14 protein-coding genes are annotated in these 13,846 nt (G+C 59.7%); 6 read left to right on the top strand and 8 right to left on the bottom strand.

Translation table 11 applies throughout. The annotated features are described in order from the left end of the window. Positions 1 to 16 precede the first annotated feature (16 nt). Positions 17 to 232: a heavy-metal-associated domain-containing protein gene (locus tag HWX34_RS02645; protein WP_178970859.1), complete on the top strand. Its 216-nt coding sequence runs from the start codon at positions 17 to 19 to the stop codon at positions 230 to 232. A gap of 116 nt (positions 233 to 348) precedes the next feature. Then, the gene (locus HWX34_RS02640) at positions 349 to 1,113 is read left to right on the top strand and encodes an ABC transporter substrate-binding protein (RefSeq protein ID WP_178970858.1); all 765 of its coding nucleotides are present in this window, start codon (positions 349 to 351) and stop codon (positions 1,111 to 1,113) included. Between the two features lie 12 nt (positions 1,114 to 1,125). On the opposite strand, the gene HWX34_RS02635 is transcribed toward HWX34_RS02640, so the two are convergent. The 8 genes from HWX34_RS02635 to lgt form a co-directional block, all read right to left on the bottom strand. Further along, on the bottom strand, positions 1,126 to 1,893 hold the full coding sequence (locus HWX34_RS02635) for a 3',5'-cyclic-nucleotide phosphodiesterase (protein ID WP_178970857.1): 768 nt from the start codon (positions 1,891 to 1,893) through the stop codon (positions 1,126 to 1,128). A gap of 177 nt (positions 1,894 to 2,070) precedes the next feature. Then, the gene (locus HWX34_RS02630; protein WP_178970856.1) at positions 2,071 to 2,745 is read right to left on the bottom strand and encodes an amino acid ABC transporter permease; all 675 of its coding nucleotides are present in this window, start codon (positions 2,743 to 2,745) and stop codon (positions 2,071 to 2,073) included. Continuing rightward, positions 2,742 to 3,479, bottom strand: a complete 738-nt coding sequence (locus HWX34_RS02625; RefSeq protein WP_178970855.1) for an amino acid ABC transporter permease — start codon at positions 3,477 to 3,479, stop codon at positions 2,742 to 2,744. Before HWX34_RS02625 ends, HWX34_RS02630 begins: the two co-directional genes overlap by 4 nt. A 90-nt stretch (positions 3,480 to 3,569) precedes the next feature. Beyond that, positions 3,570 to 4,376, bottom strand: a complete 807-nt coding sequence (locus HWX34_RS02620) for an ABC transporter substrate-binding protein (RefSeq protein ID WP_178970854.1) — start codon at positions 4,374 to 4,376, stop codon at positions 3,570 to 3,572. Positions 4,377 to 4,542: 166 nt separating this feature from the next. Further along, entirely contained in the window at positions 4,543 to 6,111 is a 1,569-nt protein-coding gene (locus HWX34_RS02615; protein WP_178970853.1) for an ABC transporter permease, read from the bottom strand. Further along, entirely contained in the window at positions 6,105 to 6,902 is a 798-nt protein-coding gene (locus HWX34_RS02610; RefSeq protein WP_178970852.1) for an ATP-binding cassette domain-containing protein, read from the bottom strand. Before HWX34_RS02610 ends, HWX34_RS02615 begins: the two co-directional genes overlap by 7 nt. Further along, complete coding sequence (locus HWX34_RS02605; RefSeq protein WP_178970851.1) at positions 6,899 to 7,747, bottom strand: putative selenate ABC transporter substrate-binding protein; 849 nt, start codon at positions 7,745 to 7,747, stop codon at positions 6,899 to 6,901. Before HWX34_RS02605 ends, HWX34_RS02610 begins: the two co-directional genes overlap by 4 nt. A 118-nt stretch (positions 7,748 to 7,865) precedes the next feature. Further along, complete coding sequence (gene lgt / locus HWX34_RS02600; protein WP_178970850.1) at positions 7,866 to 8,717, bottom strand: prolipoprotein diacylglyceryl transferase; 852 nt, start codon at positions 8,715 to 8,717, stop codon at positions 7,866 to 7,868. 198 nt (positions 8,718 to 8,915) lie between these two features. On the opposite strand from lgt, the gene ilvD reads away from it, so the two are divergent. From ilvD to HWX34_RS02580, 4 genes are all read left to right on the top strand, one after another. Continuing rightward, on the top strand, positions 8,916 to 10,769 hold the full coding sequence (gene ilvD, locus HWX34_RS02595) for a dihydroxy-acid dehydratase (protein ID WP_178970849.1): 1,854 nt from the start codon (positions 8,916 to 8,918) through the stop codon (positions 10,767 to 10,769). An 83-nt stretch (positions 10,770 to 10,852) separates the two neighbouring features. Continuing rightward, a complete protein-coding gene (locus HWX34_RS02590; protein WP_178970848.1) occupies positions 10,853 to 11,239 on the top strand; it encodes a nuclear transport factor 2 family protein in 387 nt (128 codons plus the stop codon). Positions 11,240 to 11,263: 24 nt separating this feature from the next. After that, complete coding sequence (gene yfcF / locus HWX34_RS02585) at positions 11,264 to 11,902, top strand: glutathione transferase (protein ID WP_178970847.1); 639 nt, start codon at positions 11,264 to 11,266, stop codon at positions 11,900 to 11,902. 760 nt (positions 11,903 to 12,662) lie between these two features. Beyond that, on the top strand, positions 12,663 to 13,766 hold the full coding sequence (locus HWX34_RS02580) for a hypothetical protein (protein WP_178970846.1): 1,104 nt from the start codon (positions 12,663 to 12,665) through the stop codon (positions 13,764 to 13,766). Positions 13,767 to 13,846 lie beyond the last annotated feature (80 nt).

The following is a 13,846-nucleotide window of genomic DNA, read 5'->3' as shown; positions in this document are numbered from 1 at the left end:
ACGCAAAGGAAACAGCATGAGTGAACTGAAACTGAAAATCGAAGGCATGACCTGCGGCGGCTGCGCCAACAGCATCAACAAGGTGTTGTCCTCCATGGCGGGTGTCAGCAGCGCGGAAGTCAGCTTGCAAGACAAGCAAGCCAGCATTGTTTATGACGCGGCGACGGTGTCGCCGGAAGAATTGGCCGCCGCGGTAGAAGATGCCGGTTTTGATGTAGTGGCCGCCGAGTAAGGGAATAAATACCCCGGCTTGGTAGAAACCCTTATACTCTCGTCATTACCGATGCTGGTTGAGTCACCAGCATCGTTCATATACATAGCAACGGTGCAAAGCCGTGACATGAAACGATGATGGGTATCTGGATTCGGAAGCTGTCGGCCCTCTGCCTGCTGGCGCTGGCTGGTCATGCAGCACAAGGTGCGCCACTGTCTGTGTTGGCAGAGGAAAACCTGCCGTTTTCCTATCGGCAAGGGAGTACCATACAGGGCTACTGCACCGCAGTCGTCCGTGCCTCGCTGGACGCTGCGCGCCTGCCTTACCAGATTGATATCCAGCCCTGGGCACGTATCTACACCACCACGCTGGCCAAGCCCGGCACACTGATGTTCCCGGTGGCCAGAACGCCGGAGCGGGAAAGCAAGTTTCGCTGGATCGGCCCGCTGGTTGCCAACCGCATTGCCTTGTTCCGCAAAAAAGGTCGTCACGATGTGGTGGTGCACAATCTGGATGATGCCCGGCACTACCATATCGGGGTAGTGAACATGGATTTCCGCGAGGAATACCTGCGGCACAAGGGCTTTGGTGAGCCGGGCAGCCAGCCCTTGGTGGTGGTGAACTCCAGTGACCTGCTGCTACCCATGCTGCAGGCTGGCCGCATCGACCTGATTCCGCTGGGCCTGGCCAAGTGCGCGCCGCATGGGCTGGATTGCAATGCCATCGAGCCGGTCTATGTGCTCAGCGAGCTGGAATCCGCGCTCTACATGGTATTCAGTCGTGATACCAGCGACGCGCTGGTACAGCAAGTACGCGAGGGCTTTGAACAAGCCCGGCGCAATGGCAGCGTGGCGCGCATCATGGCACCACTAAACCGCATTTATGGTCGTGGCGAATAAGGCAGCGCAGTCTTAAAGTTCGATGCTGATGCTCTGATCCAGTGGATGCAGGTGCAATAGTGAAGGCAGCTCCTTGCGCACCTGTTCCAGCAGCTGTGTGCGCTGTGCATGGTCGGTATGTGTCAGCCAGACATGGACATTGGGCGGCAGGATTTCCAGCATCGGAATCAGCAGAGCCGGGGACATATGACCTGCCGCCATGGCATGGGCGGATTTCTCGTTCAGAACACTCAGTTCGCAAATCACATCCGTCAGCGACGGCACATGACTGATCCAGTGCCAGAAAGCCAGGCATGGGCCGGAGTCGCCGGTAAAGGCCAGTGCGCGCCACGGGCCTTCCAGCAGCCAGCCTAGCGCCGGTACGCTGTGCTCGGCCGGCAAGGCGGTGGCAATGCCGTCGGGCAGGGTAATGGCGTCGCCCACTTCCACCGGATGCAGGCGCAGCCAGGGCGCATTGCCCGGTGCGGCCCTGGTGTAGTCTGGCCATTGCACACTGTTGAACATCTGCTGTTTCAGCGCGCTGATGGTTTCCGGCTGGGTATAGACATCTACCCCGCGGCCACCGTGGTTGATATGGGCGTCGGCCAGCAAGGGCAGGCCGCAGCAATGATCCAGATGACTGTGCGTCAGCAGCACGGTATCAATCTGCAACATGGCGGCGGTATCCAGCTCGCTGATGCCGCTGCCGCAATCGAGCAGGCAGTTAGCGTCCACCTTGAAACAGGTGGTCCGCGCTGCTTGATCGTTGCCCGATGATGAACCCAGAACCTTGACGTGCATGTGCATCCCCTTGCATGAAGCGCTGCATGAAGCCCTTAGCAGTGTAGCCGATGCCATGGCATTGCGCCGCTGTCATACCCCGGATTGCGCTCGTGGTGATTTCTGCCACCGGGCTGTCATGAGATTGTAGGAGTAACACCATCCGTCCGGCGCGTGCGGCAGGTAAATCCGTGCAAATCAGCGGGAGTTGCCTGCCAGTCGCCGCCCGCTCCATTCCAGACCGGAACACAACAGCAAATAGGCAATGGCCACAATGCCGAATACTTGCAAGGGATACACCTGTTCGCGATTGTTGATTTGGGTGGCGACAAAGGTGAACTCCGCCACGCCCACCACATACGCCAGCGAGCTGTCCTTGAGCAGGGTAATCCACTGGTTGATGAAGGAGGGCAGCATGTGGCGCAAGGCCGGGGGCAGGATGATATGGCGCAATGTTTGCCAGCGTGTCATGCCCAGCGCAGCGCCAGCCATCCACTGGCCTTTACCGATGGCGGCGATGCCCGCCTGAACCGACTGGCTCAGATAGGCTGCGTTGATCAGTGCCAGCGCGGCAATCACCGTCAGCACGCCGGGGATGTCTATACCAAACAGAATGGGTAGCAGGAAGTAACACCAGAAAATCAGCATCAACACCGGAATGGCACGCAACACTTGCACCAGCACGGTCAGGCTGCGCTTCAGGCGCGGGCTGCCCATGGTGAGGGCAATGCCGCCGGCCAGTCCGCCCAGCGTTGCCAGCACACCGGCAGCCAGACTGATACCGACAGTGAGCAGCAGCCCGCCTGGCTGCCCCTGGGCCAGATTACCCCACAGCAAATAGTCCAGATTGTCTTGTAGCAAGGTCAGCATCATGCGTCAGGTGCTCCGTTGGCCTGTCGGCTGCCTGCCAGCTGGGTGCCGATGACCAGCAGCAGGTAAAGCAAGGTGGCCACGGCAAAGGCCTGAAAGGCTAGCAGGGTTTCGCTTTCCACCTGCCGCGAGGTATAGGACAGCTCTGCCACGCCGATGACCATGGTCAGCGAGGTATTTTTGATCACGGCTGTGTACTGCCCTAGCAGTGGCTGGCGGATCACCCGCAAGGCTTGCGGCAGCACAATGAAGCGGAAAATCTGCCATTCACTCATGCCCAGCGCCCGTGCCGCCAGTTTTTGTCCGCGCGCCACGGTATTCAGCCCGGCGGCCAGCTCTGCACTGATGAAACTGGCCGAATACAGCGATAGTGCCAGCCAGGCGGCCAGCCATTCAAAAGAGGGCCAGTCCAGGCTGAAGCCTAACGGTAATGCCCATTGATGCGGGGTGTTCAGCCATTGCATGGTCACATCCGGCAGCAAGCCGCCCGCGCCGAAATACCACAGCAAGACCTGCACCAGCAGTGGCGTGTTGCGATGCAGGCTGCAAAACAGATGAGCAGGCCAGTACAGCGCGCGCAGTGGGCTATCCTGTGCTGCGCACAGCAAGATGCCCAGCAAGGTGGCCGCCAGGCTGACACACAGTGCCAGTGCGGCAGTCATGGCTGCGCCATGCAGCAGCCAGCCCAGATAATGCGGTGCCAGCCAGCCTTGTCCCAGCCAGGAGGGCGGTGTCATCGGTGCGTTCTTTCAACAAGTGGTGGTCAATAATGCAGAAAACCGGCCTGTGCGGATGAGGCGCAGGCCGGTTGGTGTGTCCAGGTAAAATCAGACGGCGTCGCCGATCTTGAAATCGCGCGGCAGCGGGGCCTTGGTGCCGGGGCCGAACCAGCGGTCGTAGATCTTGTGTGCCTGGCCTGATTTTTCCAGTTCCAGCAGCGTTTCATTCACCACCTTGGTCAGGCGTGCTTCACCCTTGGGCAGGCCGATGGCCTGGTATTCGCGGGTGAGGGTGAACGGTGCCAGTTCGTACTTGGCCTTGTCCGGCGCATTGGCCAGCAGGGCGGCCAGCTTGGAGCCATCCTGTGAGATGGCCTGCACATTGCCATTGCGTAGTGCAGTGAAGGCCAGCGGGGTGTCATCGTAGGCTACTACGGTGGTCTTGCTGTATTTCTCACGCAGGTAGATTTCCTGGGTGGTGCCCTTGTCCACGCCCACACGCAGGCCTGCCAGCTGTTCCGGTTTGCTCAGGCTGCCTTTGCGGGCAATGAACTGCTGACCGGAAGCAAAGTACGGCAGGCTGAAGTCCACCTGCTTCTTGCGTTCTTCGGTCACGGTGAAGTTGGCGGCAACCAGGTCGGCTTTGCCAGCCACCAGCAGCGGAATGCGGTTGGCCGGATTGGTGGGCACCAGCTCCAGTTTTACTTTCAGCTTGCTGGCAATGGCCTGGGCTACTTCAACATCCAGCCCGCTGATCTGGTGGGTTTTGGCATCCAGAAAACCAAACGGCGGGTTGCTGTCGAAGGCGGCCACGCGCAGTACGCCAGCTTTCTTGATATCGTCCAGACGGTCGGCCAAGGCATGGCCGGCAGTGCCCAGCAGGGTGAGCGCCAGTAGCAGGGAAGGGGTTTTCATGGCTAAGCCTCTTGTGGAGTGAGATGACAATGACAGTCAGTACCGGTAGGCACTGCTGTGAATGGACTCCATGCTAGGGGCGCGGGCTCAGCAGGTAAAACGATTAAAAATGCATTTTTTATCTGTATTTGGAATAAACCGGGCCAGGACGGGTGTGACCGGCGATTCACGCCATGTGTTGCCGCCAGGCGCGGCTAAGCTGCTCCACCAGCCAGGACAGCAGCAGCATGGCAATGATCAGGCTGGCCGCCTTGTGCTGCTGGAACAGGGACAGGGCCAGATAGAGCTGCTGCCCCAGGCCACCGGCTCCGACGATGCCCAGCACCGTGGCAATGCGGATATTGTTTTCCCAGCGGTACAGGGTATAGGCCACCCATTGGCTGAAGATGGCGGGCAATGGCCCGTAGCTAAAGGCCTGCACACGTCCGGCACCTGCCAGGCGCAAGGCTTGTTCGGCTGCCGGGTCTGCATTTTCCAGCGTTTCGGCAAACAGACGTCCCAGCACCCCGGCCGTGTGCAAGGCCAATGCCAGCACCCCGGCAGCAGGGCCCAGCCCTACCGCCAGCACGGCGATGGATGCCCATAGCAAATCCGGCACGCCGCGGAGCAGGTTCAGCAGCAGGCGGCTGGCCAGTTTGAGCAGGCTGCCAAAGCGCCCGGCGGCTGGCATCGCCAGCATTGCTGCGGCGACAAAAGCCAGCACCGTGCCCAGTGCCGACATGGCCAGTGTTTCCAGCGTGCCATGGGCCAGCTCGGCCAGCATGCTGCCATCCGGTAGGAAAAAATCATGGATGAAACGCGGGATGGCGGAGAGATCGAAACCGCTATCGCGCCAGCCAGGCAGCAGCCACTGCACGCTGGCCACCACCGCCACGATGCCGCTGCCCAGCAGGTACACGCCACCGCGTGGGCGTTCCAGCGCATGGCGTGACAGCAGGCTGAGGCCCTCGGTCAGGTTGACCAGTAGCAGGAAAACCAGCAGCAGGGTGCTGACCTCGCCGCCATTGAGCATTTTCAGGCTGGTGTCCAGCAACTGGCCCACGCCACCGGCACCGACAAAACCCATCACGGCGGAGGCGCGTATCGCGCATTCCCAGCGGTAGACGCTGTAGCTCAGTAGTTCGGGCAGGGCCTGTGGCCATAAGCCATACAACAGGCACTGCCAGCGGCTGGCGCCTTGCAGGTGCAGTGCAGCGGCCAGCTCACGCGGTTGGGATTCCAGAATCTCGGCATACACCTTGCCCAGCATGCCGCCATAAGCCAGGCCGATGGCCAGCACCGCAGGCAGGCTGCCCAAGCCTGCTGCACGGACAAACAGCAGCGCCCAGACGATTTCCGGTATCCCGCGCAGGATCACCATCAGGCCGCGCAGTAGTGACTTCACCCCTTCCATGCTGGCCGAGGCGCGCTCGGCGGCCAGAGCCTGGCGCTCCAGTGCCCGTGTGGTGGCAAAGGCCAGTGGCGCACCCAGCAAGATGGCCAGTGCAATACCGGCGGTGGCACTGGCCAGTGTGGTGATGGTTTCCCGCGCCACATCGTGCAGGAAGCTGCTTTGCAAGGACGGCGGGAAGAAACCGGCAACAAAACCGGCCATGGTGTGCCAGCTGTCGGGATTGGCCAGCGTCGCCGGGTTGAACTGGGTCAGCGGAAAACTGGGTGCCAGCAACAGCAGGCCCAGCAACAGGGTGAACAGGCGTGGCCAGCGCGCCGGATCGCGCGGATGCGGACTCAGCATCGCAGGCCCTGGCTGATTGCTGCATGGGCTGGCTGGGCGACGGACTCGGCCAGTCTTTCATCGGCATACAAGGCGCTGACGACACCGGGATGGACCTGCTCGCGTGGCAGGTCGAACATGATCTGGCCATCGCGCACACCGATAATGCGCGGGAAGTAGGCCAGTGCCAGCTCGACCGAATGCAGGCTCACCAGCAGGCTGGCCTCACTGGCAGATGCTTCGGCCAATAGCAGGCGGATGGTGTCCTCCGCCAGCCTGGGGTCCAGTGCCGATACCGGTTCGTCCGCCAGCAGGAGTTGGGCTTGTTGGTACAGCACGCGGGCAATGCCCACCCGCTGACGTTGGCCGCCGGAGAGCTGGTCGCAGCGTTGCCACAGCTTGTCCGCCAGATCGACCCTTTGCAGGCAATCCTGAATGGCCGCGCCATCATCCGGCCACAACAGGCGGCGCAGCGCCGCCAGTGTGCCGGATTGGCCCAGCCGTCCTGCGGCAACGGCGTGAATCACCCGTTGCCGGGCTGGTAGCGGGGGCGACTGGTAAACCATGCCGATGCGGCTGCGCAAACGACGCAGCCAGCGTGCCGACAAATGCCAGGGGTTGTCGCCCAGCACGCTCAGGCTGCCGCTGCTTGGGCGATAGCGGGTGGCGGCCAGTAACAGCAGCGAGGTTTTGCCCGCCCCGGAAGGGCCGATCAAGGCCGCCTGCTCGCCACTGGCCAGTTCCAGCCGGATATCTCGCAGAATGGTGTTGCCACCCAGCTCCAGGCTGGTGTTGTCAAACAGCAGGCTCACTTGAGCAAGCCTGCCGTTTCGGCAGCGGACTCGATGCCCTTGTAGTTGTCAGCCTTGGTCGGGATAAAGCGGCTGGCGCGTTGCAAGTCCAGAATGGCTTTTTGATCGGGTTTTTTCGGGTCCAGCTTGAGGAAGGCTGCACTGATGCGCTCTTGCAGTTTCTTCTCCAGATTGCCACGCACCGTCCAGTTGTAGTCGTAGAAGGGTGGGGTGGTAGCCAGCAGCTTTACCTTGCTGCCATCCACCTTGCCGCTTTCCACCAGCTTGTCCCATACCGAGGCATTGAGCGCACCGGCATCCACCTTGCCCGAAGCCACCCAGGCCACGGTGGCATCATGCGCACCGGAGTAGGCCACGTTCTTGAAGAAGGTTTCCGGTTTGATACCTTCCTTTTGCAGGAAGTAACGTGGCATCAGGTGGCCGGAAGTGGACGACGCCGAACCAAAGGCAAAGCTTTTGCCTTTGAGGTCTTTCAACGATTTGGCACCCACTGCGGCATTCACGATGAATTTGGAAGTGAACTTGCTGTCCTCCTCGCGCTGCACCAACGGCACTACCTTGCCGTGCAAGCTGGCCTGCACAAAGGTAAAGCCCCCCAGCCAGGCCAGGTCTATCTTGTCGCTGTTCAATGCAGTCACCACGGCGGCATAGTCGGTGACCGGCACAAACTGCACCTTCATCCCCAGCTCTTTTTCCAGATACTGGCCTAGCGGCGCAAATTTGCGTTGCAGCTCGGTCGGAGCTTCGTCCGGAATGGCAGACACTTTCAACACGGCTTCTTCGGCACTGGCCAACGCAGACAGGGCCAGCAATGCGGTGGCCAAGGATAGCTTGAGTGTTTTCATGAGGGGTTTTCCTTATCTGGGCGGACGCAGGGCCGCTGGACAAATAAAAGCCAGTCGTGGACTGGCTTTCGTGATGAATTCTCATGACGGACGACTGGCCGTCTGCAGCCAGTATAGACTAGCCTTGCCGACGCTTGCCGAACCAGACCAGCAACACTACACCGATGACAATCATCGGCAGGCTCAGCCACTGGCCCATGCTGATGGTATAGGACTGGCCGAAAATGCCGGCATCCGGGTTGCGGAAAAACTCGCTGACAAAGCGCGCCACACCATAACCGATCAGGAATACCGCCGACACCTGCCCGCGCGCGCGCGGCTTGCTGCTATAGACCCACAATACGGCGAACAGGGCGATGCCTTCCAGCAAAAATTCATACAGCTGTGAGGGGTGACGCGGCAGTGCGCCGTACTGCATCAGCATGTTGAGCAGGTCGGACGAAGTCTGACCTTCGACCAGATCATTGGCCCGCGCCTGGGGGAACAGCATGGCCCACGGCAGATCAGGGCTGGCTACCCGGCCCCACAGCTCGCCATTGATGAAGTTGCCGATACGCCCGGCGGCCAGGCCAAGCGGCACCAGCGGGGCGATGAAGTCGGTCAGCTCCCAGAAGCTGCGCTGCTGCTTGCGGGCAAACAAGGCCATGCCTACCAGCACACCCAGGAAACCGCCATGGAAGGACATGCCACCCTTCCATACCATGAAAATTTCCGCCGGATGGCTGAAGTAGTAGCCTGGCTCGTAAAACAGCACTTCACCCAGGCGTCCGCCAATCACCACGCCAAGCACGCCATACATCAGCAAGTCGTCCAGCAGCTTGGAAGTAAGGAAAGCATGGCCCTGGCGGATACGGTAATTGCCCAGAAGCAGGAACAGGCCAAAGCCCAGCAGGTACATCAGGCCATACCAGTGAATGGCCAGCGGGCCCAGGTGAATGGCAACGGGGTCGAACTGCGGATGAACGATCATTTGTCAGGTGGGTGCGTTTGCGGTAAAAGAATATGGACGAAATTATACGGAATGCGTTCCGCCGCGTCCTGTCATTACCATGACAGATTGCGGCCAGCCCGATCCCGCGGCACCCCGGAGAGGGCAGACCTGCCTGCAACACAGGCGCGGTCAGTGGCAATGCGCTCTGCAAGCATCTGATCATCAAGGAAACAAGACATGCCCCAATACCGTTCCAAAACCTCCACCGCCGGTCGTAACATGGCGGGTGCCCGTGCCCTGTGGCGTGCTACCGGCATGAAAGACGAGGATTTTGGCAAGCCCATCATCGCCATTGCCAACAGCTTTACCCAGTTCGTGCCCGGCCATGTCCATCTACACAATATGGGGCAGCTGGTTGCACGTGAAATCGAACGCGCCGGCGGGGTGGCCAAGGAATTCAACACCATCGCCATCGACGACGGCATCGCCATGGGCCACGGCGGCATGCTGTACAGCCTGCCCAGTCGCGACCTGATTGCCGACAGCGTGGAATACATGGTGAATGCCCACTGTGCCGACGCACTGGTGTGCATCTCCAACTGCGACAAAATCACCCCCGGCATGCTGATGGCCGCGATGCGCCTGAACATTCCGGTGATTTTTGTTTCCGGCGGCCCGATGGAAGCGGGCAAGGTGCAGTGGGGCAACGACATCCGCAAGCTCGACCTGGTGGACGCCATGGTGGAAGCAGCCAACAGCGCCATTTCCAATGAAGACGTGGAGCGCGTTGAGCGTTCGGCCTGTCCGACTTGCGGCTCCTGCTCCGGCATGTTCACCGCCAATTCGATGAACTGTCTGACCGAGGCACTGGGCCTGTCGCTGCCGGGCAACGGCAGCCTGGTGGCTACTCATGCCGACCGCAAGGAACTGTTCCTCCGTGCCGGCCGCCTGATCGTTGACATCACCAAGCGTTATTACGAACAGGACGACGCCAGCGTGCTGCCGCGTGCCATCGGCACCAAGCAGGCCTTTGAAAACGCCATGAGCCTGGACGTGGCCATGGGCGGCTCCACCAATACCGTGCTGCACCTGCTGGCTGCTGCCAGCGAAGCCGGTGTCGACTTCAAGATGGCCGACATCGACCGCATCTCGCGCTCGGTGCCCTGCCTGTCCAAGGTGGCCCCTGCTACCCAGAAATACCATATGGAAGATGTGCATCGCGCCGGTGGCGTGGTGGCCATCCTGTCCGAACTGGACCGCGCCGGCCTGATTCACCGCGATGTGCCCACCATCCACAGCAAGACGCTGGCCGAGGGGCTGGAAACCTGGGACATCATGCGCCATGGCGAAGACAGCGAAGCCCGCCGCTTCTACCGCGCTGCACCGGGCGGCGTGCCTACCACCATCGCCTTCTCGCAATCCATGCGCTATCCGAATGTGGATGACGACCGTGCCGGTGGCTGCATCCGCGACAAGGCCAATGCCTACTCGCAGGATGGTGGCCTGGCGGTGCTGTACGGCAATATCGCCGAGCGTGGCTGCATCGTGAAAACCGCTGGTGTGGATGATTCCATCCTCAAGTTCACTGGCCGTGCCCGCATCTTCGAAAGCCAGGATGACGCCGTTGCCGCCATTCTGGATGACAAGATCGTCGCCGGTGACGTGGTGGTCATTCGCTACGAAGGCCCCAAAGGCGGCCCCGGCATGCAGGAAATGCTCTATCCCACCAGCTATCTCAAGTCCAAGGGCTTGGGCAAGGCCTGCGCGCTGCTGACCGATGGCCGTTTCTCTGGCGGTACTTCCGGCCTGTCCATCGGCCACGTGTCGCCGGAAGCTGCCGAAGGCGGTGCCATTGGCCTGGTGGAAGAGGGCGACACCATCGAGATCGACATCCCCAACCGCGGTATCCGTCTGGCCATCAGCGACGAGGCATTGGCTGCACGACGTAGCGCCATGGAAGCGCGTGGCCGTGATGCCTGGAAACCGGTGGATCGTCAGCGTCCGGTCAGTGCCGCCCTGCGCGCCTACGCAGCCATGACCACCAGTGCCGATACCGGTGCGGTGCGTGATGTGACCCAGGTGGAAAAATAAGCGGACTGCCCGCTGAAAGAGCTAAAACGGCAGCTGCGGCTGCCGTTTTTTTACGCATCATTTTTAACAGGAGGACAAGCTGCATGGCCGAAACGCAGGATTTATCCCCGGAAGCAGTGGTGCAACGGCAACTGGATGCCTACAACGCGCGTGATCTGGTCGCCTGGCTGGCAACCTATGCCGAAGATGCCTGCCAGTATCAGCACCCGGCTACACTGCTGGCGCGTGGCCATGCTGAAATACGCCAACGGGCCATCGCCCGCTTTGCCGAGCCCGATCTGCATGCGCGGCTGTTGCACCGTCAGGTCCTGGGCCAAGTGGTGATAGACCACGAAATGGTCCGGCGTAATTTTGCCGAGGGGCCAGGACAGATTGAACTGCTGTGTTTGTATACGGTGGAAGCCGGCAAGATCAGCAGTGCAAGTTTTGTCTCTGGCCCCGTGCAACTCGACCAGCCCCAGTCCCGTTAATGTGATCGTCAAAGGAAGCTAGCGATGAACACTACCTCTTCACTCCACCTGACCGTCGATGCCCAATATTGCAGCCCCTATGCCATGTCGGTGTATGTGGCGCTGCAGGAAAAGCAGCTGCCCTTCACCCTGTCAACCCTGGATCTGGACAACGGGGCCCATCATGCCCCGGCTTATGCCGCCAGTTCGCTGACCGCACGTGTGCCTGCCTTGCAGCATGGGGATTTCGTGCTGAGCGAGTCCACGGCCATTACCGAATATCTGGAAGAACTGTTCCCCGCCCCGGCGCTGTACCCGCAATCGGCACAGGGCAGGGCGCGGGCGCGGCAAATCCAGGCCTGGCTGCGCAGTGACCTGCTGCCATTGCGGCAAGAGCGCGACACGCTGGTGGTGTTTTACCGACCGGTGCATGCACCGTTGTCTGATGTGGCGGCACGGGCTGCCCACAAGCTGCTACGCGTGGCCGAGCAGATCCTGCCGCCGGGTTCGGACACCCTGTTTGGTGAGTGGAGCATTGTCGATGTCGATCTGGCGCTGATGCTGAACCGCCTGCGCCTGAATGGCGACCCCATGCCGCCGCGACTGGCAGATTACGCGGCCTTGCAATGGCAACGGCCATCCGTGCTGGCCTGGCTGGACTTGCCCCGGCCAGCCTTGCCATGAGCGAGTAGGGTGAAAACCAAGTAAAACTGTCGGGTATTTGCCACATTCCTGTTTGATCCAGGATAAGAATTTTCTTGGCTGGTGAACTTAAAATTCAGCACTCAGTCACATCATTTCCGGTCACGCAAGCGCACCGGATTCCCTGATTGGTAGCGTGTTTTGGCGCTACGTCTTCTTGCTCATCCTGCAAGACCGAACATTTCCGCATGTTCGGTTTTTCTTTTTTGTCACAAATTGAACTTGTATACAATATATGTGTGCTAATTACGCTGCAATTACTCACATTCGAACATTTCCCATTGGCATGAATTGAACTGGCCAGCGATGGCGTGCCAAGGGTGTTCCGTAGGGCTGGTGTGGGGGATGTCGCTGCTTGGGCTGCGCTTGTGGCGAGGCGGATTCTTTATGATATTTCGTAAAAAATCTTTAATAACATTGTGTTATAGCAGTGTTTGGTGCTGTTTCGGTACGTGCAGGCAAAAAAAATGCGCGGTGCCGTGAGGCCCGCGCCAAGTCTACAAAGGAGAAATAGAGGAGAAACTATCAAGAAGCAATTGCTGCATCTCAACGAGTACGGATTATCCAGATGCCGTGTGCGAGTGTCAACATCTGAATTTTCGGAAAACGAAAAAACATCCATTTTTGTCGCAAATTAGCACATTCTTATGTTTTAAATTGAAAGTCAAGCGCTTGCTTGATGAGCTGGCAGCGGCTGACTGTGCGACAATATCGCCTTTCCCGATTTCAGCAGGATGACAAGATGTCGCAGCCGCTTCTCACTCTCCCGGACCCGCGCCAATACCACCCGCAGGTATCGCTGACCAATATGCTGATCCACAACGCGCTGTCGGTGCAGAACGCGACGACAGAAGCGGATCGTGAGATGTGGTTTGTCGCCATCCGCGATGCCATGGCGCAAATGTTGCAACGTGGCGAATTGCTCTCCATTTCGGTCGCTTTGGCGATGGTGCCGTCGCAGGACACTTATAAGATTGTCTGGGATGCATTGCGGGCCGCAGTCGAGCAGCCGGATGGCCGCTGTGCACACGTATTTGCCTTGCCGCTGGTGTTGGTGGCCGGTAGCAAGAACCAGGCAACGTTACCCGCCGCCATTGCGGATGAAGACGGTTTGAACGCATTGCTGCGCCAGCATGGTGTCATCAGTTCCGATGGTGATGTGCGTGTGTTTGGCCAACTGTTGCACCCGGATACGGTGGTGGCGATGGATGCAGCCAGGCTGTACCGCCTGACCCGTGACCTGACCAGCGCAGTTGACGGAGTCGGTGAAGCATTGAACGGTGCCGCCATCACTCTGAAAGAAGAAGGTGTGTTCCTGCGTTACCTGCTGGGTGTGGCCATCCAGCCGGAAGGCGATGCGGTTCCGGTAAAGCTGGGTGGTGCCGTCGGTGCCTGGGGCATGCCGTTGATGAAATTCCTGGGCGAGCAGTTGCATACCGACGGTGTGACGCTGTTTCCGATTGCCCGCCCTCCCTTGCCGGTGATGCAGGCTTTGGTGGCCGGTAATTTCGCCCGCTTTGAAGTGGCTTTGCAGGTGTTTGCCAGCAGCCAGATCCGTCGTCTGCGCGAGCTGTCGAAAGACCCGGTGGCCATTCTGTCCGCCCACGACAACGGTGAGTTGCACATCACCTTGTCGGCAGAAGGCGACGAACGCAACTGGGAAGCTTTTGTCTGGCCGCTGGCGGCCATGGACAATGTGGCATTGATTGAATCGAATTTCCGCGAACTGATGGCCGAATGCCATGTGCGTGATGTGCATGTGCTGGCCGAGGTTTACCCGGAAAGCCGTGACGGAATTCCGCTGTTCTTTACTGCGGACGACCTGCCACAGCCAAGCGGACAATAAACAATAAACAATAAACAATGACCATGACGTACAGCGTTTGCCTGTATCGTCAAAATAGCTTTACGTGAAAATTTTCCACC

The organism is Aquitalea sp. LB_tupeE, from assembly GCF_013391415.1.
GTDB lineage: Bacteria > Pseudomonadota > Gammaproteobacteria > Burkholderiales > Chromobacteriaceae > Aquitalea.
The sequence above is the reverse complement of the archived record's forward strand: the minus strand, read 5'-3'. Positions and strand labels throughout refer to the sequence as shown.